At 60.1% G+C, this 23604-nt stretch carries 19 protein-coding genes; 12 read left to right on the top strand and 7 right to left on the bottom strand.

All coding sequences use genetic code 11. The features are described from left to right. Window positions 1–15 precede the first annotated feature (15 nt). The 3 genes from AB4Z38_RS09380 to AB4Z38_RS09370 all read left to right on the top strand — a co-directional run bounded on the left by AB4Z38_RS09380 (window position 16) and on the right by AB4Z38_RS09370 (window position 3176). Window positions 16–1371: an extracellular solute-binding protein gene (locus AB4Z38_RS09380; protein ID WP_441429448.1), complete on the top strand. Its 1356-nt coding sequence runs from the start codon at window positions 16–18 to the stop codon at window positions 1369–1371. Window positions 1372–1497: 126 nt separating this feature from the next. Continuing rightward, window positions 1498–2301 (top strand): carbohydrate ABC transporter permease, encoded by an 804-nt coding sequence (locus AB4Z38_RS09375; RefSeq protein WP_441429459.1) that lies wholly within the window; start codon window positions 1498–1500, stop codon window positions 2299–2301. 47 nt (window positions 2302–2348) lie between these two features. Further along, the gene (locus tag AB4Z38_RS09370; protein WP_441429458.1) at window positions 2349–3176 is read left to right on the top strand and encodes a carbohydrate ABC transporter permease; all 828 of its coding nucleotides are present in this window, start codon (window positions 2349–2351) and stop codon (window positions 3174–3176) included. Window positions 3177–3208: 32 nt separating this feature from the next. Here AB4Z38_RS09370 and AB4Z38_RS09365 read toward each other — a convergent pair whose 3' ends face one another. Continuing rightward, window positions 3209–3412 (bottom strand): hypothetical protein, encoded by a 204-nt coding sequence (locus tag AB4Z38_RS09365; protein ID WP_441429447.1) that lies wholly within the window; start codon window positions 3410–3412, stop codon window positions 3209–3211. A gap of 449 nt (window positions 3413–3861) precedes the next feature. On the opposite strand from AB4Z38_RS09365, the gene AB4Z38_RS09360 reads away from it, so the two are divergent. Together AB4Z38_RS09360 and metE are read left to right on the top strand one after the other, a co-directional pair. Further along, entirely contained in the window at window positions 3862–4830 is a 969-nt protein-coding gene (locus AB4Z38_RS09360; RefSeq protein ID WP_441429446.1) for a methylenetetrahydrofolate reductase, read from the top strand. Between the two features lie 66 nt (window positions 4831–4896). Beyond that, entirely contained in the window at window positions 4897–7245 is a 2349-nt protein-coding gene (gene metE / locus AB4Z38_RS09355; protein WP_441429445.1) for a 5-methyltetrahydropteroyltriglutamate--homocysteine S-methyltransferase, read from the top strand. Between the two features lie 149 nt (window positions 7246–7394). Here the strand turns inward: metE and AB4Z38_RS09350 are convergent, their stop codons facing one another. Both AB4Z38_RS09350 and AB4Z38_RS09345 read right to left on the bottom strand, forming a co-directional pair. Further along, a complete protein-coding gene (locus AB4Z38_RS09350) occupies window positions 7395–7901 on the bottom strand; it encodes a DUF2004 domain-containing protein (RefSeq protein WP_441429444.1) in 507 nt (168 codons plus the stop codon). Window positions 7902–7952: 51 nt separating this feature from the next. Continuing rightward, on the bottom strand, window positions 7953–8930 hold the full coding sequence (locus AB4Z38_RS09345) for a LysR family transcriptional regulator (RefSeq protein ID WP_441429443.1): 978 nt from the start codon (window positions 8928–8930) through the stop codon (window positions 7953–7955). A 508-nt stretch (window positions 8931–9438) separates the two neighbouring features. Between AB4Z38_RS09345 and nrdH the strand changes: the two genes are divergently transcribed. The 4 genes from nrdH (at window position 9439) to nrdF (ending at window position 13475) form a co-directional block, all read left to right on the top strand. Further along, window positions 9439–9681: a glutaredoxin-like protein NrdH gene (nrdH, locus tag AB4Z38_RS09340; protein ID WP_028267421.1), complete on the top strand. Its 243-nt coding sequence runs from the start codon at window positions 9439–9441 to the stop codon at window positions 9679–9681. Window positions 9682–9752: 71 nt separating this feature from the next. Beyond that, entirely contained in the window at window positions 9753–10223 is a 471-nt protein-coding gene (gene nrdI, locus AB4Z38_RS09335) for a class Ib ribonucleoside-diphosphate reductase assembly flavoprotein NrdI (RefSeq protein ID WP_364534102.1), read from the top strand. Window positions 10224–10234: 11 nt separating this feature from the next. After that, a complete protein-coding gene (gene nrdE, locus AB4Z38_RS09330; protein ID WP_441429457.1) occupies window positions 10235–12382 on the top strand; it encodes a class 1b ribonucleoside-diphosphate reductase subunit alpha in 2148 nt (715 codons plus the stop codon). Between the two features lie 118 nt (window positions 12383–12500). Continuing rightward, window positions 12501–13475, top strand: coding sequence for a class 1b ribonucleoside-diphosphate reductase subunit beta (gene nrdF / locus AB4Z38_RS09325; RefSeq protein WP_059389329.1), 975 nt, complete (start codon window positions 12501–12503; stop codon window positions 13473–13475). A gap of 1173 nt (window positions 13476–14648) precedes the next feature. Here the strand turns inward: nrdF and AB4Z38_RS09320 are convergent. The 4 genes from AB4Z38_RS09320 to AB4Z38_RS09305 all read right to left on the bottom strand — a co-directional run bounded on the left by AB4Z38_RS09320 (window position 14649) and on the right by AB4Z38_RS09305 (window position 18281). Continuing rightward, entirely contained in the window at window positions 14649–14780 is a 132-nt protein-coding gene (locus AB4Z38_RS09320; protein WP_441429442.1) for a hypothetical protein, read from the bottom strand. Between the two features lie 58 nt (window positions 14781–14838). Beyond that, complete coding sequence (locus AB4Z38_RS09315; protein WP_441429441.1) at window positions 14839–16329, bottom strand: CoA transferase; 1491 nt, start codon at window positions 16327–16329, stop codon at window positions 14839–14841. A gap of 91 nt (window positions 16330–16420) precedes the next feature. Beyond that, complete coding sequence (locus AB4Z38_RS09310; protein WP_441429440.1) at window positions 16421–17365, bottom strand: SDR family NAD(P)-dependent oxidoreductase; 945 nt, start codon at window positions 17363–17365, stop codon at window positions 16421–16423. Between the two features lie 241 nt (window positions 17366–17606). Continuing rightward, window positions 17607–18281: a TetR/AcrR family transcriptional regulator gene (locus tag AB4Z38_RS09305; RefSeq protein WP_441429439.1), complete on the bottom strand. Its 675-nt coding sequence runs from the start codon at window positions 18279–18281 to the stop codon at window positions 17607–17609. Between the two features lie 104 nt (window positions 18282–18385). On the opposite strand from AB4Z38_RS09305, the gene AB4Z38_RS09300 reads away from it, so the two are divergent. The 3 genes from AB4Z38_RS09300 to AB4Z38_RS09290 are packed head-to-tail and all read left to right on the top strand — an operon-like array spanning window position 18386 to window position 22362. Beyond that, window positions 18386–19507, top strand: a complete 1122-nt coding sequence (locus tag AB4Z38_RS09300) for a CoA transferase (protein ID WP_441429438.1) — start codon at window positions 18386–18388, stop codon at window positions 19505–19507. Further along, window positions 19500–20792 carry a CaiB/BaiF CoA transferase family protein gene (locus AB4Z38_RS09295; protein ID WP_441429437.1) on the top strand — a complete coding sequence of 431 codons (1293 nt, stop codon included), beginning with the start codon at window positions 19500–19502 and terminating at the stop codon, window positions 20790–20792. The genes AB4Z38_RS09300 and AB4Z38_RS09295 overlap by 8 nt, the downstream gene beginning before the upstream one ends. 13 nt (window positions 20793–20805) lie before the next feature. Then, complete coding sequence (locus tag AB4Z38_RS09290) at window positions 20806–22362, top strand: aldehyde dehydrogenase (protein ID WP_441429436.1); 1557 nt, start codon at window positions 20806–20808, stop codon at window positions 22360–22362. Window positions 22363–23604: the final 1242 nt, after the last annotated feature.

Here is a 23604-nt window from a genome sequence, read left to right as displayed (position 1 = left end):
GAAGATCGGAGCGTCATGCGTCGCCCAGTCCGGATCGGAGCTGCACTGCTCGGCGTCGTCGGCCTTTTGGCCTCGGCCGCCTGTTCCTCCCAACCGCAAGCCATCAACAAACAAACCATCAGGATCGTCTATCAAAAGACGGACTCCTTCACCGCCCTGGACAAGGTCTTCCAGGACGCCAAGCAGGAATTCGAAGCGGCAAACGCGGGCGTCACTGTGGACTTGGAGCCCATCCAAGCCAACGACGACGACTATGGCACGAAGCTAGCGCTGGCCCAGCGTTCCCCGGACACAGCTCCCGACGTCTTCTACGAGGACACCTTCAAGGTCCGCTCGGACGTCGACGCCGGGTACTTGCTCAAACTCGACTCGCAACTGGCCTCGTGGGACGAGTGGTCCAAGTTCAACGAGGGTGCCAAGGCCGCGGGACGCGGTGACGACGGCAGTATCTATGCCGTCCCGCTCGGCACCGACACCAGGGCGATCTGGTACAACAAGACGGTCCTCCAGAAGGCCGGCATACCGTTGCCCTGGCAGCCGAAAACCTGGGATGACATCCTGGCTGCGGCCCGCAAAATGAAGGCCGCGGATCCGAGCGTGATCCCCTTCAGCATGTACGCAGGAAAAGGCACCGGTGAGGGAACTGTCATGCAGAGCTTCTACGAACTGCTTTATGGAACGGGAAGCTCCTTGTATTCGGAAAGCGCCAAGAAGTGGGTTGTGGGTTCCAAGGGATTCACCGATTCACTCCAGTTCCTGAAGACCCTCTACGATGAGAAGCTTTCCGTGACCCCGGCGGACGCCCTCGATTCGAATGTGTGGAAGAAGGTCTTTGGACAGTGGCTGCCGCAAGGCAAAATGGGCGCCACCGTGGAAGGCTCCTACGCGCCGTCGTTCTGGCAAAAGGGCGGTTCCTACGAATGGGCCGGTTACGCGCAGGACATGGGAGTAGCGACGTTCCCCACCCAGTTTGGACAGGATCCAGGTGGCGTGAGCATGTCCGGTGGCTGGACGCTCGCCGTCGGGGCGAAGACCACGAGCCCGGACCTGGCCTTCAAGTTCCTGACGACTGCCGTGAACAAGAAGAACGCCTTGGCCTTCGACGTTAACAATTCGCAGATCGCCGTCCGCACCGATGTCGCTTCCGATCCCGGTTACCAAGCGGCCAACCCGTTCGTGAAGGATGTTTCCGATCTGGTAGGCGTCACGCACTATCGCCCGGCAACCGCCGACTACCCGAAGATCTCCCTCGCCGTCCAACAGGCCACCGAGGCCGTCATCACCGGCAAACAAAGTCCAGCGGAGGCGGCAGCCGAATACGACTCTTCGGTCAAGAAACTCGTCGGCGACACCAAGGTCATGCAGAAATGACGCATGGCAGTCCCTGATTCCCTCGGCCGCGGTTCGCTGCGACCCAGATCCCCAATCCAAAGGCCACTGCGACGCGGGCTCCGCTTGTTGCCGGTGGTGCCGTCAATCCTGCTGCTGGCCCTCTTCATGTTGGCACCCGTGGCGTGGTCCTTCTACGCCTCCTTCACCAACGCCGCATTGTCAGGCAAGGCAGCCCTGAACCCTCAATGGGTCGGCCTGGACAACTACGCCCGGATGCTGACGGATTCCGTCTTCCCGCTCTCGGCATGGCTGACGGTGGTCTTCGTGGCAGTCTCTGCGATCCTCGGACAGAACGCCCTGGGCCTGGTCATCGCCTTGTTGATGACGAGATCCGGGGGAGCGACGGCGTCGCTCGTGGGCACGGCGGTGGTCGCTTCGTGGATACTGCCGGAGATCGTGGCGGCCTTCGCGGCCTACGCGTACTTCAGCCAGGACGGCACGCTCAACCAGCTCTTGGGAATGGTCGGTATCCAGGGCACCAACTGGCTCTATGCCTTTCCGATGGCCGCCATCATCCTGGCCAATGTCTGGCGCGGCACCGCGTTCTCGATGCTGGTCTACAGGGCCGCGCTCTCCCAGGTCCCCCGCGACGTCTCCGAAGCCGCACTCATGGACGGCGCCCGGGGTTGGCAACGCCTGGCCTTCATCACCCTTCCGATCATCCGCGGCAGCATCGCCACCAACCTCATGCTGATCACCCTCCAAACGCTCGCGGTATTCACCCTCATCTGGGTAATGACGGCCGGTGGTCCCTCCAACGCGAGCACCACCTTGCCCGTGCTGGCGTACCAGGAAGCCTTCAAGCTCGGGGACATCGGCTACGGCACCGCGATCGCTTCGGTATTGATCCTGATCGGCATGGTCTTCGGTGCTGTGTACGTCAGGTTGATCCGCGGGGCGAAACCGTGACCTCCGTACGCCGTGCGCCGTTGCTCGCAACGAAGCGCCCGACGGCGGTGGCCGCGGGACGGCTCCGCGTCCGCTTGGCTGCCAACGCGGCCTTGACTGTGATCGGGCTGTGCTTTGTCCTGCCACTTGCGTGGCTGATTCTTGCTTCCGTTGATCCGCACGCCGGCTACGAGACGCGGTGGCCGCAATCGCCGTCGTTCGCCAATTTTGCCGCCGTACTGACGCCAGGGCTGCTCTTCCAGCCACTCGTGAACAGCTTGCTGCTCTCTGCCGGAACCGCGGTCGTGAACCTGGTGGCCGCCGTGCTCGCTGCTTATCCGCTGTCCCGCTACCAATCGCGATTCAACAAGCCGTTCCTGTTCGCGATCCTGTTCGGCACGTCGCTCCCGGTCACGGCGATCATGGTACCGGTCTACGGCCTGTTCGTGCAGTTGCAATTGCTGGACTCGATGCCGGCAACCATCTTCTTCATGGCAACCACCACTTTGCCCATGGCCATTTGGATGACCAAGAACTTCATGGACTCCGTGCCGCTCGAGCTGGAGGAAGCCGCCTGGATGGACGGCGCCTCGGGGCTGGCTACGCTCCGGAGAATCGTGGTGCCCCTGATGAGGCAAGGGCTGGGCGTGGTGTTCATCTTCGTCTTCATCCAGGCCTGGGGGAACTTCTTCGTCCCGTTCATCCTGTTGTTGTCTACTTCGAAGCAGCCTGCCGCGGTGTCTGTTTTCAGCTTCTTCGGCCAGCATGGAGCCATTGCCTATGGGGAACTCGCCGCGTTCTCCATCTTGTATTCGGTTCCGGTGCTTATCCTCTACACGGTGGTAGCCAGAGGGTCCGGCAGTGCGTTTGCGCTTTCCGGCGCGATGAAGGGCTGAGCGGCCAGCAGCCAGGACTCAGCAGCCAGGACTCAGTCGATGTCCTCGACGATAGTGCCGTACGGGATGGTGTCATCCAGATGCGCTTGGTGACCAGTCAGGCCGCGGTTGTAAAGTACGCGCACACCGTGAAGTTTGTCCGCGGCCGATTGCATCAAGATGGGGCGGACGGTTTGGATGAACCGCTCGTCCTTGCCGTCGAGGTATTCCTGATAACTGGCTGGAAGCTGGATCATGGCAAAAGAATAGTCCTGCAGGACCTCCATGGGGAGGGCTCGCGGCGGGGTTCTCCATGGCGTACTGTTTGCGGCCTTAACCCTGACGAAGGCCAAAACGAACAATCTTCAGAAATCAGGCGAAACGTAGCGTAAAAATGCGTCTTAATTCGGTGGGGGATTTGTGGCGCCCGGAGCCCCGATCTAGAGTCGTATCAAGTTACCGCGGTAACGTGTCAGCGATCCTCCGCCGGATCTGCCTCTTGAAGGCAGGCAGGAGGGTGTGGGTGCCCCCATGTGGGCCTGACATTTGCACACGGACAACTTCATTCCAGGCGTACCAGTCGCGGCTGCGCCCTGCTGGAGTTCGTTGCGTGTATCCCCAAACTCAATTCACCGATTCTGCAGTCCATGGACCTGGCTTTCAAGTCCGCGGACGCAGGCCCGCTGACACACAGCCAAGGACGCAAATGTCACCACCAAGCCTCATCGACACCCATCCAAACTTGACCGGCGCCGCTCCTGTTGCCCTGTCCTACGAACTCTTCCCGCCGCGCTCTCCAGCTGCCGCGGAGTCCCTCTGGACGACCATCGGGGAGCTTGAGGCAACGGACCCTGACTTCGTCTCCGTCACTTACGGCGCCAGCGGATCCAACCGGGACACCGCCGTCGAGCTCATCAACCGGCTGCTGCTCGAAACGACCCTGCGGCCGCTGGCCCATTTGACCTGTGTCGGAAACACCCCGCAGGAATTGGCCGAGATCATCGGCGAGCTCCTGGACAATGGCGTGCGCGGCATCCTTGCGCTGCGCGGCGACCTCCCCAAGGACAGCGGACAGCCGGTCAACGGTTCGCTGCGCTACGCCCAGGATCTGATCGAACTGATCCGCCGCGTGGAACAGCGACGTTCGGCCCTCCTGTGCGCGGGCAAGATCGCCGTTGGCGTGGCCGCCTATCCCACCCGCCACCCTGAGTCCCCGAGCGTGGAGCACGACGTCGAGGTGCTGCTCGCGAAGCAGCGCTCGGGCGCTGACTTCGCCATCACGCAGGTCTTCTTCCACACTGAGCAATATGCGGACCTGATCTCCCGAGCCCGACGTGCGGGCGTCACGATCCCGATCATTCCGGGCGTCATGCCGCTGACGAGCCTTCGCCGGCTCAAGCGCCTCGGCGAGCTCACCGGCGTCGAACCGGCACCGGAGCTGATCGAGCGCCTTGCCGCGGCGGACAACGATTCCGAACGCCGCAAGATCGGAGTCCGCGCCACTGTGGACCTGGCCAACGCCGCCCTCCAGGCCGGTGCTCCGGGCATTCACTTGTACACCTTCAACGAGCACGCTTGCGCCCTGGACGTGCTGGACAAGCTTGCCTTGCCCCGGCCGGCCCGGCCTGCCAGCAGGCTCAGCGCCATCGCCCGCCGACAAGAACTCGTCAGCTGATCAGCCAACGCTGGTCCGCAAACCCCTAGACACATCGATTTGCACCTACTGCCCCAAGGAAACGCCATGACTGAACAGAACATCACTGAGAAGACGAACGCAGCGTTCCCCGCTGCATCCCTGCTCGGCTACCCGCGCATCGGCCGCCGTCGCGAACTCAAGAAGGCCGTTGAAGCCTACTGGGCCGGCAAGATCGATGCCGTTGCCCTTGACGCCGCTGCCAAGGACATCCAGCTGACCACCGCGAAGCGACTCCAGGAACTTGGCCTCAACGAAGCCGCCGCCGTTCCTGGCACCTTCTCCTTCTACGACCAGGTGCTTGACGCCACCGCACACCTGGGCGCCGTCCCGGCCCGCTTCGGCCAGCTGCTCAACGCCGAAGGCCAGCTCGACATCGATGGCTACTTCACCCTGGCCCGCGGCAACAAGGAACAGCAGCCGCTGGAAATGACCAAGTGGTTCGACACCAACTACCACTACCTCGTTCCGGAAATCGGCCCGGAGACCGGCTTCAAGCTGGCCTCCAACCGCATTGTCGAGGAATTCGAGTTCGCCCTGGCCAACGGGATCGAGACCCGCCCGTACATCGTCGGCCCAGTGACCTACCTGCTGCTTTCCAAGGCTTCCGACGACGCTCCTGCGGGCTTCGCTCCGCTGTCCCGCCTCGAGGACATCCTCCCGGTCTACGTTGAACTGCTCGGCAAGCTGGCCGCTGCCGGCGCCAGCTGGATCCAGTTGGACGAGCCCGCCCTCGTTGTTGACCAGGACGCCCCGGCCGCGGAAATCCAGGCTGCCACTGCCCGTGCGTACGAGGTCCTCTCCGGTGCCGCAGCGCGCCCGCAGCTCTTTGTTTCCACCCCGTACGGTTCCCTCGACGGCCAGCTCGGCACCCTTGCCGCGACCAACATCGACGCCTTGCACATCGATGTCTTCAAGGGCGCAGTGCCGTCCGCAGCAGCCCTGGCGGGCCTCGGCAACAAGACCCTGGTTGCCGGCGTCGTCGACGGCCACAACATCTGGCGCAACGACCTCGCCGTCTCGGCCGCCAAGCTGGACGAATTGAAGGCCGCAGCCGGCAAGCTTGCCGTCAGCACCTCCACCTCCACCCAGCACGTCCCCCACGACACCGCTGAGGAAACCCAGCTCCCGGAGCAGCTGCGCAGCTGGCTCGCATTCGCTGACCAGAAAGCCGTCGAGGTCAAGACCCTCGCGGATTACCTGGCCAACCCGGCTTCCGCGAAGGCCGCCATCGACGAAGCCTCCGCAGTGATCGCCTCCCGCGCCACCGCCGAAGGCGTCCAGCGCGCCGACGTCCGTGCCCGCACCGCTGCCCTCACCGAGGCCGACTTCAACCGCTCCGAGTACTCGGTCCGCGAAGCCGCCCAGGAAGCAGCGCTGCACTTGCCGCCGCTGCCCACCACGACCATCGGTTCCTTCCCCCAGACTTCGGAGATCCGCTCTGCCCGTGCCCGCAACAACAAGGGTGATCTCACCAACGAGCAGTACGAGCAGCTCATGAAGGACGAGATCAAGCGCGTCGTCGAGCTGCAGGAAGAACTCGGCTACGACGTCCTGGTGCACGGTGAGCCCGAGCGCAACGACATGGTCCAGTACTTTGCCGAGAACCTCGAAGGCTTCGACGTGACGGTCCACGGCTGGGTCCAGTCCTACGGCTCCCGCTGCACCCGTCCGTCCATCCTCTGGGGCGATGTCACCCGCTCGGCTCCCATCACGGTTGCCTGGGCCGAATACGCGCAGTCCCTGACCAGCAAGCCCATGAAGGGCATGCTCACAGGTCCGGTCACCATCCTGGCCTGGTCCTTCGTCCGCGACGACCAGCCGCTGGGTGAGACCGCCAACCAGGTCGGCCTGGCTCTGCGAGACGAGATCGCCGATCTCGAAGCTGCCGGCATCAAGGTCATCCAGGTGGACGAGCCCGCGCTGCGCGAACTCCTGCCGCTGCGCAAGGCTGACCACGCCGCTTACCTGAAGTGGTCGGTTGACTCCTTCCGCCTGGCTACCGCCGGTGCCGCCGACGCCACCCAGATCCATACCCACCTCTGCTACTCGGAGTTCGGTGTGATCATTGACGCGATCGACGGCCTCGACGCCGACGTCACGTCCATCGAAGCAGCACGTTCACGCATGGAGGTTGTCCACGACCTCGAGGCGCACCACTTCGGCCGTGGCGTTGGTCCGGGCGTCTACGACATCCACTCGCCGCGTGTTCCGGGCGAGGCTGAAGTCACCGAGCTGCTGACCACCGCCGTCAAGCACGTTCCGTCGCGCCAGCTCTGGGTCAACCCGGACTGCGGCCTGAAGACCCGTGGCTACGCCGAGACCGAAGAGTCCCTGCGCAACCTGGTCAAGGCCACCAAGACGGTCCGCGCCGGACTGCTCGAAGCAGCCAAGTAGACCGCTGACGCAATAAGAGAGCTCGCAGAGGCTCGAAGGTTGGTGCGGCCTGCCGCGCCAGCCTTTGAGAAGCGAGTGAACGCGGCGGCCGGTCACCTCGAAAGGTGACCGGCCGCCGTCGTTGTTTAATCATTGGTTGTATCGACTTTTCAGGACTCCCAGAGGATTTCGTCGTCCACCACGCCGTCCTCGTCCGCCGCAACTACCAGGAGCTCGTCGGTGAAGTGCGATCCCAAGGTGAAATCCAGGACGAAATAGCGCTCCGGCTGGCCGGGGTAGATCGCTACATGACCTAGTTTGAGGGCCTTGAGGAAGACGTCTTTGGTGAGCTGCGTCCTATCCCGGACGCCGAACACCGCCTCCAGTTGCTCTTCCTTGAGCTGGTTGGAGTGGAAGTGGAGGAACTGCTGGGAGTTGGTGCCGTCCTGGTCCAGCTCTTCGGCAATCATGTCCCGGACCTGGTCTACCAACTCGGGGAGGTAGCCCAGGCGGTAGTCCACCTTGTGGAGTGCCTTCTCGTCGAAGTGGTCATGCGCCGTGACGTTCAGGTCCAGTTCGAGGGGATTCCCGGCGAGCTCGTGCGAAGCCACGTAACAGCGCTCCCGCCCGTGGTTGAGCTCGATCTCCCCAAAATGTTTGCTCGCTACCTTGCTCATGTCTTCAAGATAGTCCCAAACAAGCGGCGTGTTCCAGCATCCTGGAAGATTTCAGGCAGGCGGTTTGGGCGTTGACTTTTGCGTCGTTTTGGGCATCGCCGCGGCGCTGCCGGCCCGGACGGTTGCGGTGCTGCCGCGAAGCGTGTCGGCCAGCAATTCGGTGAAGAGCTGCACCTGGGCCGTGCGCTTCTCGTTGAGGAGCAGGGCGAACACGTTGCGGGCGAGCCGGATGTCCGGAACATCGAGAACCACGACGCCGGGCGGCCGGTGCCGCAGCGCCAGTTCCGGCACCAGCGCAGCGCCGAGTCCCGCTGCCGCCATCTCGAGGCTGGCGTGGAAGTCATCGCTATAGGCCACGACGCGCGGGTGCAGATTGCAACTGGCAAACAGGCGCTCGATCACCACGGCGTCGCTGGTGCCCGGATGGTGCATGATCCAGGGCATGTCCGAGAGTTGCGATGCCTGCATTTCGGCGTCCTCCCGGATGCCCCACGATGAGGGGAGCACTACCCGGAAGTCGTCGTCGCCGATCCACTGCCGGTCCAGGGTGTGGGGCCACGCGAGTCCGGACTGGCCCACTTGGTACACCAGGGCGAGGTCCAGCTCGCCGCCGGTGCGCAGCCCTTGGATGGTCTGGGAAGGTTCGGCCACCCACACGCGCAGTTCTATGCCCAGCTTCTTCCAGCGCGGGTTCCGGAGGATGTCCGGGAGGATGTAGGTTGCCAGGCTGGGGAAGATGCCAAGCCGCAGTTCCTGGACGGGGGAGTCCGCGCTCCGAGAGGCGGCCGCCAGCAGGGTCTCGACGTCGGTGAGTACCTTGGAGGCATGGCGCACCATGGTGAGGGCTGCTTCGGTGGGAACCACGCTGCGTGGGGATCGGTGGAAGAGCTCGACGCCGGTGTCCCGTTCCAGCGCCGCCATCTGTTGGGATACGGCTGAGGCGGTATAGCCGAGCCGCCCGGCGGCTGCCGAGAAGGAACCGAGCCGCGTGACTTCAAGCAGCGTCCGCAGGTGGAGAAGGTTGACCATCAGTGATCCTTAGGCTCGGTGCCGGCCGATATCCGTGCCCAGCCAGCATAGCGGTGTGAATTCGGTCTCCGCTGTTGCTGTTGCGGGGTCGGCCCGGCGCCGACCAGTCGTTTGGAAATGTGGCGGGCGACTCACGAAACGGTGTTTGCAGGATGCCGCGACACGCCGGGATCCAAGCGACACGCTGACGAATAATTGTGGCTAAGTAGTCCACAGGGTGTGGATTACGTCTCCGGATTTGGCGGATTCCCGGACATTTTTACCCCCTTGGCCTGTGGACTACCGGTGCGTAAAATGACATACTTGTAATACATCATCTTGGGGTCCCGCTGAGGCGCTTGCACTACATGTAGTATCGATTTACGGATTGAGCGGGAAACCAGCACAAGACATGAATAGAGCGTTTGGCCGCCTAAGCGGCCCAGCGGGCCAGCATCGGAGTCGGAACCAGTTCCGGTCGGGGCCTGCCGAACGAAGAGCAAAGACTTCAACAAAGGGGACAGGAACCATGACTGTTACGGTTTACACGAAGCCGGCCTGTGTTCAGTGCAATGCAACCTACCGTGCACTCGACAAGAAGGGCATCGCCTACCAGAGCGTCGACATCTCCCAGGATGCCGAGGCCCTTGAGCGCCTGAAGGCCCTTGGGTACATGCAGGCCCCCGTCGTGGTGACCGAACAGGACCACTGGTCGGGATTCCGTCCGGACAAGATCGAAGAGCTGGCACTGGCTGCCGCTTCGGTGGCGTAGTTTTCAGGGACCTGGCTCTTCAGGACTCCGCCACCACAACAAAGTATTCCAATGTAGTCGAGGTGACTCCCATGGCAGCGCTGGCAACAGCACCTGCTCAAGCAATGGCTGAGGCTGTCAGCACGCGGAGTCACCTTATCTACTTTTCCTCCACATCTGAGAACACCAAGCGCTTCGTCCAGAAGCTCGGCGTTGACGCGGCACGCATCCCGCTCCATGCCAAGGACGCGCCGCTGCTCGCACTGGAACCCTTCGTCCTTGTGTTGCCCACGTATGGCGGCACGAATGGCGAAGGGTCGGTGCCCAAGCAAGTCATCAGGTTTCTGAACAACCCGCAGAACAGGGAACTGATCCGCGGGGTCATAGGAGCAGGAAACACCAACTTCGCGGAAAACTACTGCATGGCGGGAGACATCATCGCCACCAAATGCCGGGTTCCGCTTCTTTATCGATTCGAACTCATGGGGACTCCGGAAGATGTTGACCGGGTCAATCAAGGATTGGAAAAGTTTTGGACACGACTGTCGCAGATACAGAAGTAACCAAGGGCGCTATGGACACCGCCAAGGTCAAGAAGCCATTGCCGGAGGCCTATAAGGGCCTTGGCTATCATGAGCTCAACGCCATGTTGAACCTCTACGGTCCGAACGGGGAAATCCAGTTCGAAGCCGACCGCGAGGCCGCGCACCAGTACTTCCTGCAGCACGTGAACAACAACACCGTTTTCTTCCATGACCTGGAAGAAAAGCTGGACTACCTGGTCAAGAACCAGTACTACGAGCGCGAGACCCTCGACCAGTACACGATGAACTTCATCCGTGACCTTTTCAACCGCGCCTACAAGAAGAAGTTCCGCTTCGAGACCTTCCTCGGCGCCTTCAAGTTCTACACCTCCTACACGCTCAAGACGTTCGACGGCAAGCGTTTCCTGGAGCGCTACGAAGACCGCGTCTGCATGGTTGCCCTGCACCTTGCCCGCGGCAACGAAGAGCTGGCCAGCCGCCTCGTCGAGGAAATCATCGACGGCCGCTTCCAGCCCGCAACGCCCACGTTCCTCAACGCCGGCAAGGCCCAGCGCGGCGAGCTGGTCTCCTGCTTCCTGTTGCGCATCGAAGACAACATGGAGTCGATCGCCCGCGGTATCAACTCGGCGCTGCAGTTGTCCAAGCGCGGCGGTGGCGTGGCCCTCTCGCTGACCAACATCCGCGAGCACGGCGCCCCGATCAAGCAGATCGAGAACCAGTCCTCCGGCGTCATCCCGGTCATGAAGCTCCTCGAGGACAGTTTCTCCTACGCCAACCAGCTCGGTGCCCGCCAGGGTGCGGGTGCCGTATACCTGCACGCCCACCACCCGGACATCTACCGCTTCCTGGACACCAAGCGTGAAAACGCCGACGAGAAGATCCGTATCAAGACACTGTCCCTCGGCGTCGTGGTTCCGGACATCACGTTTGAGCTGGCCAAGAAGAACGAGGACATGTACCTCTTCTCCCCGTACGACGTCGAACGCGTCTACGGCGTCCCGTTCTCCGATATCTCGGTCACCGAGAAGTACTACGAGATGGTGGACGACTCCCGGATCAAGAAGACCAAGATCAGCGCCCGCGAGTTCTTCCAGACCCTCGCGGAGATCCAGTTCGAATCCGGCTACCCGTACATCATGTTCGAGGACACCGTGAACCGGGCCAACCCGATCGCGGGCAAGATCACCATGAGCAACCTGTGCTCGGAGATCCTGCAGGTTTCCACGCCGTCCATCTACGCCGAGGACCTCAGCTACGAGACGGTCGGCAAGGACATCTCCTGCAACCTTGGTTCGATGAACATCGCCAAGACCATGGATTCGCCGGACTTCGGACTGTCGATCGAGACGTCCATCCGTGCCCTCAGCGCGGTGTCGGACATGTCCTACATCAATTCCGTGCCGTCCATCGCGCAGGGCAATGCCCAGAGCCACGCCATCGGCCTCGGCCAGATGAACCTGCACGGCTACCTTGCCCGTGAGCACGTCCACTACGGTTCCGACGAGGGCTTGGACTTCACCAACATCTACTTCTACACGGTGCTGTTCCACGCCCTCCGCGCCTCGAACAAGCTTGCTATCGAGACCGGTCAGCCCTTCGGCGGCTTTGAGAACTCCACGTATGCCAGTGGCACGTTCTTCGACAAGTACACCGAGCAGGAATGGACCCCGGAGACCGAGCGCGTTCGCGAGCTCTTCGCCGGTATCCACATTCCGACGCAGGATGACTGGCGCGAGCTGAAGGCTTCCGTCATGGAGCACGGCATCTACAACCAGAACCTGCAGGCCGTGCCGCCCACCGGTTCCATCAGCTACATCAACAACTCGACGTCGTCGATCCACCCGGTGGCCGCCAAGATCGAAATCCGCAAGGAAGGCAAGATCGGCCGCGTCTACTACCCGGCTCCCTACCTCGACAACGACAACCTGGAGTACTACCAGGACGCGTACGAGATCGGCTACGAGAAGATCATCGACACGTACGCCGCCGCCACGCAGCACGTGGACCAGGGCCTGTCCCTGACTCTGTTCTTCAAGGACACCGCCACCACGCGTGACATCAACAAGGCGCAGATCTACGCCTGGCGCAAGGGCATCAAGACCCTCTACTACATCCGCCTCCGCCAGCTCGCGCTGGAAGGGACCGAGGTAGAGGGCTGCGTTTCCTGCATGCTGTAACCGATAACGGTTGTTTATTTGCGGCAGCCGCCGCGCCTCAAAACTGAAGAGTACGACGCCGGGTGAGCGCCCGGCGTCGTACGCTTACCTTAAAGAACACATACGTTAAGGGGACGAAATGACCGAGAAGGTCAAGCTGCTTAGCCACGTCGAAGCGATCAACTGGAACCGCATCCAGGATGACAAGGACGTGGAGGTCTGGAACCGCCTGGTCAACAACTTCTGGCTGCCGGAGAAGGTGCCGCTGTCCAACGACGTCCAGTCCTGGCACACCCTGACGCCGGACGAGCAGCAGCTCACCATGCGCGTATTCACGGGCCTGACCCTGCTGGACACCATCCAGGGGACCGTGGGTGCCGTTTCCTTGATCCCGGACGCGATCACCCCGCACGAAGAGGCCGTGTACACCAACATCGCCTTCATGGAGTCGGTGCACGCGAAGTCGTATTCGTCGATTTTCTCGACCCTGTGCTCTACCAAGGAGATCGACGACGCCTTCCGGTGGTCCCTCGAGAACGAGAACCTGCAGAAGAAGGCGCAGATCGTCATGGACTACTACCAGGGCGACGATCCCCTCAAGCGCAAGGTCGCTTCCACGCTGCTGGAATCGTTCCTGTTCTACTCCGGGTTCTACCTTCCGATGTACTGGTCCTCCCGTGCCAAGCTCACGAACACTGCAGACCTTATCCGCTTGATCATCCGCGACGAAGCCGTGCATGGCTACTACATCGGCTACAAGTTCCAGAAGGGCCTCGAAAAGGTCTCCGAGGAGAAGCGCCAGGAAATCAAGGACTACACCTTCGAGCTGCTCTTCGAGCTGTACGAAAACGAAGTCCAGTACACGCACGACCTCTACGACGGCGTAGGCCTGGCCGAGGACGTCAAGAAGTTCCTGCACTACAACGCCAACAAGGCCCTCATGAACCTCGGCTACGAGGCCATGTTCCCGGCCTCCGTCACCGACGTGAACCCGGCCATCCTGTCGGCCTTGTCACCTAATGCCGACGAGAACCACGACTTCTTCTCGGGGTCGGGGTCGTCTTATGTGATTGGCAAGGCTGTTAATACTGAGGATGAGGACTGGGAGTTTTAGGGCTCTGAGAGAAGTCACTCTAAGTGGAAGAACCGATATCCATTTGGAAGAACTAGTCGGCCTATCTGGAAGACTTCCAAATAGGTGTGAGAATTCACGGTAGTAGTTGGCCATTTCCCAAGTTAGATGTCCACGTTTCGCCGTACTTGGCCAGCTGTTCATGCAGTTGGCCAAGTAGGTGGAACGCCCGTCATGTTGGAAGTGCCGGGCCCCTACTTGGAAGACTTGCAAGTAGGTGGATGGGGCCGCTCTCGTCCACCCAGAAGTGGGAGGGGTAGGTCTTGCGACGCAGCAGCTGTGAGATTGGAGGCTAGTTGGCGATTCGCCAGCTAGGTGGCGAATCTGCCCAACGTATTTGGCGGGTCTTCCGTCTCTCTCGTGATGGAGGTTAATTCCGCGCGCAAGTTAGACGGCCGCCAGTGTGGCCGCCTAGATTGTGCGCAAAATGTCGTTGCAACGGGCGTTGTTGAAGTGAATCCGAGATCGCAAAATTTGGGGGAATAGTGGCTAAGGGTTCGCTGACAGTCAGTTCGTTGGCAGCAAAGGCCAAGGTCGACACAGAGCAAGCGTTGGTCGCGCTTTGGGGAGAAGGCGTCGAATATGTGGACGCCCCAAACTCGGTCGTAGAACGCCGCGATATGCGGGCAGCAGAAAGGGCCTTGGGCCTTCCTGGTGCTCAGCAGAGGAAAGTTTCGTACTGGCTCGGAGAGTATGGGCTGGAGCGCAACGAATTGGCGGACCTGTTGGAGGAGTTGGGTTTCACATTGAAGTCCGCCACCATCACCATGCCAAGGGGCTCCATCAGGCGACTTAACTCGTATCTGGCGTCCACCACTGACAGTACGGCGCGCAGGTTGGAACAGCGGCGCGAGGTTCTAAAGAGTGATTCACGGCCTGTGGCGCCGCCGTTTGAGTGGACGGCGAAGGGAACGGCTCGTGAGAGAAGACTCCTTACGACCGAGGAGATTCTAGGAATCCATGAGGAACTCGAAAGCGATTTTGCGGAAGCGGGAGACCCGATTAGTCCCCCAGGTGTCCGGAGCGTACAACTTCTTGAAAGCGCCGTGTCCAGACCCGGGACGAGCTTGGGTGGTCAGTACAAGTACTCCACCATCCAGTCAGCTGGCGCCGCACTTCTACACTCGTTGGGTCTTCGCAGGCTTTCGCCGCGCCTCAGCTGCCGCGGATGGCGAGAGGCTCGATACACAGCGGTGCTTTGCTTGGCCAAACGAGCACGCCGTTGTCCTCGCGGGAATTCTCCATGTCGAGGACAACGGCGTGGCGATCGTCAGCGCCGAGCGGCATGCGGACATTGTGGACCGAGCTGTTTGCACCATCCGTCAGTCAAGCAAGACTGGACGCGTCATGGCCGATCGTAAGACCACGTCGGCGCAGATGATCCTGGCCTCTCCGAGATGCGGTCCCAAAAGTGGGGGGTGTTTTCGATGGTCAAAGGGAACGGTAGGCGTTGGGACGCTCTTCCGCCCATGCTGTAGATGCGATCATCCAGAAAGTCAGCCTCGATAGGCAAGTCGAATGTCTCCTGATTTTGAGGAGATCCTCCATTTGCAAGCAGGGCAGCCGACCGGGCGAGTGACATTTTGGTGACAGATCCCAATCCCGTGTTCATCCTTCGTCGCAGGCCTTCAAGCACCGCCGCAGCGAGTTGGTATCCAGTGCCGAAATCGAGGGCCTCCACCGGCAGATGTCGCGGTCGGGTCGCATCAACTGAATGTCCCAGCGCGTTGAGCGGAAGTCGACGGTCAGGGTCCTGATTTGCCCACCGGCTCACTTCATGTGCGATTCCTGATGAGAACTGTACAAGGGTGTCAAAGCCCCGCCTTTCCCTCCATGGGCCTGTCCAGCCATAAGCACACAAGGCAACTTCTACTAGTCCAGGCCGAAGAGAAGACCGTGTCTCTTGATCGAACCCGAGGCGGTCAAGTGCCCCTGGCCTATAGCCGTGCACCAATACATCGGTTGATGCCAGCAATTTCTTGAAGTGTTCCCTGCCCTCCGGCGTTTTGATGTCGAGCAATGCCCATCGCTTGCCGAGGACAATGTCGTTAGCTTTTCCCAGCAGTACTTCGTCCGAGTTTGGCGCATCCAGCCTTAGGACTTCCGCGCCGAGGGCCGCCAGGTATCTGGTGGCCATTGGGCCTGCCACGACCCGCGTCAGGTCCAAAACGCGGACACCGAGGAGCGGCCGTCCCGGTGTGGGTCGCCAAGAGTCGACGCCCATGAGGGTGTCCTCGCATGCGGCAATGGGTTCACGTGCGACGGCGGCACCTTGGGGATGATGACGCCAGTCATCGAGAGACCGGGCTACGGCTGCCGCCGCGCCACCGGCGATCAGGCGGTTTTCTGCTTCGTCAGCATTCAAACCGGAAAGCGCTTCAGCGACATCTTTTAGGTCACCTTTGATTTCGAGGCTTCCAAACAATCGCTGGCGAAGCGTAGGGTACGTTGCCTGTACTCGAATCCACTGGGCGTCTCGAGTCTGGAACTCAACCATCCACTTTGAGTGGATGCCATGGGGGAGAGGCTCGTCGATGAGCCTCGAAGGCGCTATAGGAAAATCAAACCAGGTTGTCGCATTCTTCCGGTCCACCCTGACTTCGGGCGCACCTAGGCCAGCGTCGTGAATTAGTTGGCTCGCGGATAGCCCCGCGGCGGCAAAGGTGGCGGCTGCGAAATCAGCAACTGGAAACGGCGAGGAAAGGTCTCCCTCGTTGTGGAACGTCACTCTTTCGAGGGCGGGCGCCTCTCCGCCCAAGGAATTCCAGATTTCTCGGAGGAAGCTCTTTGCGATGGGGAAATCTGAAGATGCTGCTGAAATAGGGGGAGTGAACATTGCTTCCTCTGGCAAACTGTGGACCGGCAGGACCACTAGGGATGGAATGGATCGTGCCCCATAGGCTTCCGGCTGCTGGATGGATGGCTCTCTAAATGTGGTTCGGTCGCCGTTGTCCTGCGCGGCCTGGTGTGGTGGGCGGGGTCTCAGCTGTCCCGAGGAAGGACGCGTGAGGAACAGGGCACTTAGTGGCATCACCCGTACCGTCGTGCGCGTGCGAAATATCAGATTCAAGGCTTTCCACCAAGGGAAGTCTTTGAACGTCAGCCATCACGTCGCGTGCGTGCTCCAATGCGAACGCTCGAGACGCGGGATTTGTGGCAATAATATGTATTCCGCTCAATAGGCCGTCGAAAGCCTGTTTGGCGACGTCCTCAGAGGATTGAGCGTATGGTTCAATGGCCGACCGGAGTTCGGGGTGTGCGGCGATCAATTCACCCACCCGTTCCGTTAGAACCCACCCCGGTGCCAGAAGGCTGGTACCGACGCCTGTATCCTCGAAATCCCGGCGCGCAACGTCAGTAAATCCCAAATTGGCGTACTTGCTGACGGTGTAGGTGCTAAGTGCCATCACGTGTGGGGGAACTCCCAGTGAATGTTCCGACCCGACGTTCAGAATGTAGGCGGCCTGCCCGCGCTGTGCAGACCTTTTGAGTTCCTCAGCAAACACCCTGATTCCGTTGAACATTCCAAGCACGTTCACCTCGAAGAGGCGCCGGGCCTTCGTCGGGTCAGCGGTGTCAAGACCAGCGTTTTCGCCGCCACTGGCTGCGTTGTTTACAACCACGTTGACTTGTCCGAATCGGCGCACAGCTTCCGCTTTGAGATTCATCACAGATTCGTAGTCAGCAACATCGGTCAGAACCCACTCAGCCCGACCGCCGGCTGCCGCTATGAGGCTCACTGTTTCGCTGGCGTCCCCGGTGGAACCGATGAGCACGCGTGCTCCCCGTGAGGCGGCTTCCCGGGCCAGTGCGCGGCCAACGCCGGTACCTCCGCCGGTAACAACTACAACTGCATCTGTCAGAGAAGACATTTTGTGGTCCTTTCGCTGAATAGGGGGCTCAACTACGCGAATCTGTTGTGAGTGGGATGCGAGCCCTACCGGTAGACGAGCCATCGTTGGCAAGTCTGGGCGAAGTGATTCCATTCGCAACATAGATATGCCTTAGAGGCCTTAGTTCGTGTACAGAACTAGCTTAGGTTTTACCGTTTCACGAGTCAACCATCTGGTTGGTTGAAATCGAGGACGGGCCGGGCTTGTTGAGCGCAAACCCTCACTCCGGACGAAGCGCCTGGATGAGTTGCGCGGCAAAGACCCGACGACGTTCAGCGAAATTTTCACTGCCAGGATCTTCGCCTGTGAGCATTTTTGTAATCTGGGGCAGCGCATGAGGCCCCATGGACATCATGACAATGAACAACGCCACCATTGCAGGGTCCATGTCTGCTCTTAAGTCCCCCTGGCTTTGGGAGCGTCGAACGATGTCAATCTCCCGGTGCCAAGCCTTGGTCCGCTCTGCCTCCATGCGAATCTCCTGGCCGCCGCCCTCGCTATTTTCGATACCCTCCCACACAAGGAGGCGGCGCCAAAACTTCGAGTTTGCACCTGAACCCGCGCTAAGAAATTTGCCTGCAGTGTCCTCAAGGCGTAGTGATTCCATGGCCGTCCATGCGGGAGCCGTACCTTCGATCATGGCCGAAAGCACGGCATCGTAGAGGCCGGCTTTGTTGCCAAAGTAGTAATAGATCAACTGCTTGTTGCAGTCCGAGGCTTTGGCGATTTCATCAATTCGTACGGCAGCAAAGCCCTTTTGGGCGAATTGCTCGGTGGCAACCTGGAGAATTCGATCCCTCCGGGAGGGTCCGTCGACTTCCTCTTCCTGGGCTGCTGGGCTCTCGGGCTGCTGTTTAGAGGTTCGTGCCATGGAGGCTAGGTTACCACCGTTCAACCGAACACTTGGTTGACTAACAGGATCGTTTCGATAGAATCAAGTAACTAGTTGGTTGAAACAAAACCCACTAGCTCGCCGAACCTGCAGGAGGAGAAAATTGCATGGAAACACGCAGTGTGGGGAGAACAGACTTCGGACATAGTGGTCCGTTGTCCGGTCTTTCCGTAGTCGAACTTGGGGATGACATTGCTGTTGCGCTAACCGGAAAACTTTTGGGAGCCTTGGGAGCTGCCGTTACGAGGTTTGAACCGGAAACTGGCTTCGCCTCACGCTCACGCGCGCCTATGGGACCTGATGGAACGAGTTTCCTCTTCACGTATTTGAACAAGGGCAAAACGATTCAGAGTGCTGCAAGCGTCGATGGCGGCGCTGCGTCTCTTATCCGGTCAGCGGAGATCGTAATCGGAGCTCATCAGTGTTTCGTGTCGGAGGGCGTGGGAGTGGAGAGGCTTAGCCGTGGTGGAAAGATTGTCACAGCCATAAGTGGCTGGGGTGAGCAGGGACCGCGGGTTGGGGATCCTTTTTCTGATTTGGTTGTCCAGGCCGCTGGAGGCCTGATCAATCTTGTTGGCGACCGAGACAGGCATCCGCTGGCATTGGCCGGAAACCAGGCCGCATACTCCACCGGAATGCAGGCCTTCACTGGCACTATGATTGCGCTGCACCATCACGACAAGACGGGTGAAGGGCAGGTCGTACGAACGAGTTACCTTGAGACAGTGGCCTACTTGGAGTGGAAGGGCGCCACGTACTACCAGGCGAATGGCGTGGTTCTGTCGCGGGGAAGAAGCTCAGGGCCTGTCATTCTGAGGACTCAAGATGGGCACGTCGCGTTCTACTACCGTGATACTGACTGGGCGCAGGTGGTGTCGCTCTTTTCGGATCCCCGCCTTGCTTCGCCCAAATTTGCCAGTCCTACTGGTCGGATCGAGCATGAGGCAGAGCTTACGCTCGTTCTGTCCGAGTGCTCTGGGACGTGGACGAAGGAGGCTCTGTACCATGCAGCCCAAGCACGAGGTATACCCGTGGGCAGCGTTGAGCTCATCTCAGACCTTTTGTCCTCCGAGCAGTACCTGGACCAGAGGTTCTTTGAGAGTGCAGGCATCCCCGGGGTGCCGTCAGCGAAGCAGCCAGGCGTGCCCTTCACTTTGGGGGGGCAGCGGCCGCGTGGCGAAGCGATGGTTGGCGCACTGAAAACTTTGGACGGAGTTACATGTGAATGAGCAGGGGCAGCTTGCCGGCCAAGATGCAACCAAACTCCCGGGTCCACTACATGGAGTACGGGTACTGGATTTGGGCACCATCACGGCGGGAGCAGCGACAAGTTGTGTTTTCGCCGACTTCGGTGCGGATGTTGTCAAAGTGGAGTCCTTGGCTCACATCGATCCTTTCCGCGCCTGGAAGCAGGTTTCTTCGTCCACAGGAAATGACGACTATGATCGCAGCCCGCCGTTTCATACTGTGAACCGGGGAAAGCGCAGCGTCGGTATTAATCTGAAGACGGCCCAAGGGAGGTCTCTGCTGCTGGATTTGGTCCGGTCAAGCGATGTCGTCGTCGAGAATTTCCGCCGAGGCGTGTTGGAACGCCTGCGCCTAACGTATGAGGACCTTTGCGAGGCTAATCCAGCTATCGTCCTTCTTTCCCTTACTAGTCAAGGCATCCATGGGCCAGAAAACCGATACGCCTCGTTCGGCTCAACGTTGGATGCTCTGGGTGGATTGATGTCCGTGACCGGATACGACGCAAGCACGCCTAGATGGTCCGGAAACAACGTGAACTATCCGGATCAGCTGGTTTCCTTCCTGGCTCCAGGTGTTGTTCTTGCCGCCCTCCGCCAAGCCGAAAGTACCGGATCGGGGACTTGGATCGACTTCTCTCAGCGGGAAGCCGTGACCTTTTCCCTGGGAGAACAGGTAATGGCAGGATCGGTTTCCGGAGTCGACCCCGTTCCTCTGGGCAACAGAGCTGAGGACTTCATTCAAGGGGTCTATCCGACAGCCCATAGTGAGAAGTGGGTTGCTCTCTCGATCCCCAATGACGACATCTCGTGGGCGAAACTTGCCCGGGTTGTGGGTATCAACCCAAGCGAGTCCACACTTGCATCCCCTGAATTGCGATGGAACGCGCACGACCAAATCGATCAAGGCATTGCCCGATGGACATCCTGGCTGGAACCGCCTTCGGTCGTCAGGGCCTTCGCTGAAGCCGGAATAGCGGCTGCCCGGGTGACAAATGCTGTTGAAGTTCTGGAAGACGAACAACTTGGCGCACTTGGCTTTTTCAGGGAAGTCGATACGCCCCTGGGAACCGTCAGGCAGCGGGGCTTTTCTGCCCGGCTCTCTGGGACGCCCGGAAATATTCGACGCCATGCTCCAAACCTCGGAGAGCATACCAGCGAGGTGCTCAAGGAGCGACTAGCCATTGACGATGAAACGATCAATGATCTAGTCGGCTGTGGTGTTTTGAACGACGGCCCGCAACTGGCTTCAGCGGCGCCAACCAATTAGGACGACAGGCTCAATGACTGACAACGATGTACAGGAGAAGCACATGAACAATCTGCCTAGTTCGGTTCTGGCCGAACGTTTTTCACCGGATACGGATCGCGACTACGCAATGCTGATAGATGGAGACTGGGTCCAGTCCTCGAGCGGAGAAACGTTTCAGTGTGTGGATCCGTTCGACAATGTCCCGTGGGGAAGGATTCCCGCAGCCACGGTGGAGGACGTCGACCGCGCGGTGCGGGCAGCTCGTCGCGCGTTCGACCAGGATGGTTGGGGCACAACATCGCCTCTCGTCCGGTCGCAACTGCTTCGGCGGTTCGGCGATCTCATAGGGGAACACGCCGAGGAACTCGCAAAAATCCAAATCCACGAGAACGGCAAACTCATCACTGAAATGCTTGCCGGCGCCCGGACGTTGGGTCCGCAGGCTCATTACGTTGCAGGCTTGGCTGAGAACATTCACGGCCGCACCTTCCAGTCACTGATACCGAATACCACCGCTTATAGCGTCCGGGAGCCGATCGGCGTCGTCGCTGCCATCACCCCATGGAACACCCCCCTGGGGCTGTTGTCGTGGAAGCTGTTCCCAGCTCTTGCCGCTGGAAACACCATTGTCATCAAACCCTCAGAAGTTACTCCGACGTCAACGCTCAGGTTGGCCGAGCTGGCTATGGAAGCTGGGTTTCCACCAGGAGTAATAAACGTCGTGACCGGTTTTGGCCAGCCCACCGGGTCAGCTTTAGTCTCCCACTCGGAAGTCGACAAGATTGCGTTCACCGGTTCCACGGGCGCGGGTCGGGCAATTTACAAGCAAGCCGCAGAACGAATCGGACGGGTCACTCTCGAATTGGGTGGAAAATCGCCCAACATCATCTTTGCCGATGCGGACCTTGACGATGCCGTTCATGGAGTCATGGCGGGCATATTCGCAGCCACGGGCCAGACCTGCATGGGAGGTTCACGTGTCTTGGTCCAGGATGCCATCCATGACGAGTTTGTTGAGCGATTGGCGAAGGCCACCAGGTCTCTTCGCCTTGGAGATCCCCTGGACCCGTCTGTTGACGTTGGACCGGTGGCAAATCGAGCACAGTTCCAGAAGGTGCTGGAATACGTTTCGATCGGTAAGGACGAAGGGGCCGAACTTGTCACTGGCGGAGTCACTCGCGCGGACGCAAGCGGCAACGGAAACGGGCTCTTCATCGAGCCGGCTGTTTTTGCTGGCGTCGACAATGGCTCCAGGCTTGCTCAAGATGAAATTTTTGGCCCTGTAGCAAGCGTCATCCGCTTCAAAGATGAAGACGAAGCGGTAAGCATCGCGAATAACACGGAGTTCGGACTTGCGGCGGGGATTTGGACGAACGACGTCGGGCGGGCCCACCGCATGGTTGGAAGGGTCCGCGCTGGGACCGTATGGGTCAACAGCTATCGCTTGGTTTCGTTCAACGTTCCGTTTGGAGGTTTCAAACAGAGCGGAATTGGGCGGGAGCTCGGACCAGATGCTCTCGACGCTTACACAGAGGAAAAGGCGGTCTGGATAAACCAGGGGAACCGTCAAACATTCGGGCGTCACTAATCCTCTGGCACTCACAGCCGGTTCGCTGTGAGTGCCAGACAGCCCGCTCGTGAAGGACGCCCGGTGGGGTAGTTGCCAGGGAAGGACTTTGGCGAGCAATAACCGGACAAGGCTGACGATCGTTCTTATGCTCAGACTGTGCGGACTGGAGCTAACGAATGCCCGGATGGATGGACTGCCCCAATCACAGCTTCAACACGGAAATGTAGGCTGTCTGCGGTCGTGATCCCATGGATTCCAGCACGCAAAGTTTTGGCTGGTTCATGCTTACACTGCCCGCTCTTGAGATATTGGGCAAAGCGTCCTCGATTGTTTGCTATACGCACGATCTTCGGTTTGGTGCGGACATCAGGCCATCTAAGGGACATGCGCAGAAAATGTTCGGCTCTGCACCGCGGCGATAACGTTATGCCTGGCACGATGGATCATCAACGTGGTCCAAAAGAATCGGAAGTAGATCCCCGACCGCTGTAGTGCGATTCCCGATCCATTGCCGAGGACGGCTATTCCCGTTTGCCTCTTATGCGATCCGCCTACGGCGTGTCTCCTTATTGGCGTAGCCAGATGATCACGGGCATAGAACGACGCCGGCGCGGGATGTCAGCGGGACTTGTCATAGCAGGTCGCGTGTTAGCGGCCATGAAAAACTGCCCGTAGGCGGCCACGAAAATGCCCACTGGGCGAGTTCTAGTCATCGTTGCAACACCTCCGGATAATCGGGAGTTGCAACACCATGGAATCACCATCGAAAAATAGTCTCCCCTTAGGGAAAAAATCTTCTTTCACGGAAGACCCGGCGTCGAGGACCGGGGCGCTCGGGAAGCGTTCCCAGCAGTCCCATACCCGTGCCCAAAGACAGGATTTCCTTTCCGCCGTGGCGCGTCTGGGAACTGTCGCCGAGGCGGCTCAGGAGCTCGGCATCAATAGGAGCACGTGCCAGAAGTGGGCGAACGCTGCCGGGATCAGGCCGCAGCGCCAGTACAGCCAGGCGGAGAAGGACCACTTCTATGCCGTTCTGGACAGGACGGGCAACATTACCGCGTCGGCCCAGGAGCTGGGATTGAACATCAGCACCGCGCATAGCTGGGCCGGCAAGGTCAACCCTGCCGGGAGAAAACCACGGGCCATAGGAACCGGGAGGGCTGCTCCTGCGCATCGCCCCCCACCGGCGGTGATTGAGGAGTTCCTGGGTCTGCTGCACGAGGTCGGCAATGTCAGCGCGGCAGCCCGGCAACTGGGCCT

The organism is Arthrobacter sp. 2RAF6 (assembly GCF_052115205.1).
Classification (GTDB): domain Bacteria; phylum Actinomycetota; class Actinomycetes; order Actinomycetales; family Micrococcaceae; genus Arthrobacter.
Note: the sequence above shows the minus strand (reverse complement) of the source record. Positions and strands in the feature narration are given on the sequence as shown.

Excerpts from the sequence above, each read along its gene's own strand:
- nrdF (WP_059389329.1), top strand. The coding sequence starts at position 12,501 with ATGACCGAGAAGGTCAAGCTGCTTAGCCACGTCGAAGCGATCAACTGG.
- AB4Z38_RS09350 (WP_441429444.1), bottom strand. The coding sequence starts at position 7,901 with ATGAGCAAGGTAGCGAGCAAACATTTTGGGGAGATCGAGCTCAACCAC.
- AB4Z38_RS09375 (WP_441429459.1), top strand. The coding sequence starts at position 1,498 with ATGTTGGCACCCGTGGCGTGGTCCTTCTACGCCTCCTTCACCAACGCC.
- AB4Z38_RS09300 (WP_441429438.1), top strand. The coding sequence starts at position 18,386 with ATGGAAACACGCAGTGTGGGGAGAACAGACTTCGGACATAGTGGTCCG.
- AB4Z38_RS09310 (WP_441429440.1), bottom strand. The coding sequence starts at position 17,365 with ATGTCTTCTCTGACAGATGCAGTTGTAGTTGTTACCGGCGGAGGTACC.
- AB4Z38_RS09315 (WP_441429441.1), bottom strand. The coding sequence starts at position 16,329 with ATGTTCACTCCCCCTATTTCAGCAGCATCTTCAGATTTCCCCATCGCA.
- metE (WP_441429445.1), top strand. The coding sequence starts at position 4,897 with ATGACTGAACAGAACATCACTGAGAAGACGAACGCAGCGTTCCCCGCT.
- AB4Z38_RS09380 (WP_441429448.1), top strand. The coding sequence starts at position 16 with ATGCGTCGCCCAGTCCGGATCGGAGCTGCACTGCTCGGCGTCGTCGGC.
- nrdH (WP_028267421.1), top strand. The coding sequence starts at position 9,439 with ATGACTGTTACGGTTTACACGAAGCCGGCCTGTGTTCAGTGCAATGCA.
- AB4Z38_RS09345 (WP_441429443.1), bottom strand. The coding sequence starts at position 8,930 with ATGGTCAACCTTCTCCACCTGCGGACGCTGCTTGAAGTCACGCGGCTC.
- AB4Z38_RS09320 (WP_441429442.1), bottom strand. The coding sequence starts at position 14,780 with ATGCCGCTCGGCGCTGACGATCGCCACGCCGTTGTCCTCGACATGGAG.
- AB4Z38_RS09365 (WP_441429447.1), bottom strand. The coding sequence starts at position 3,412 with ATGATCCAGCTTCCAGCCAGTTATCAGGAATACCTCGACGGCAAGGAC.
- AB4Z38_RS09290 (WP_441429436.1), top strand. The coding sequence starts at position 20,806 with ATGACTGACAACGATGTACAGGAGAAGCACATGAACAATCTGCCTAGT.
- nrdI (WP_364534102.1), top strand. The coding sequence starts at position 9,753 with ATGGCAGCGCTGGCAACAGCACCTGCTCAAGCAATGGCTGAGGCTGTC.
- nrdE (WP_441429457.1), top strand. The coding sequence starts at position 10,235 with ATGGACACCGCCAAGGTCAAGAAGCCATTGCCGGAGGCCTATAAGGGC.
- AB4Z38_RS09360 (WP_441429446.1), top strand. The coding sequence starts at position 3,862 with ATGTCACCACCAAGCCTCATCGACACCCATCCAAACTTGACCGGCGCC.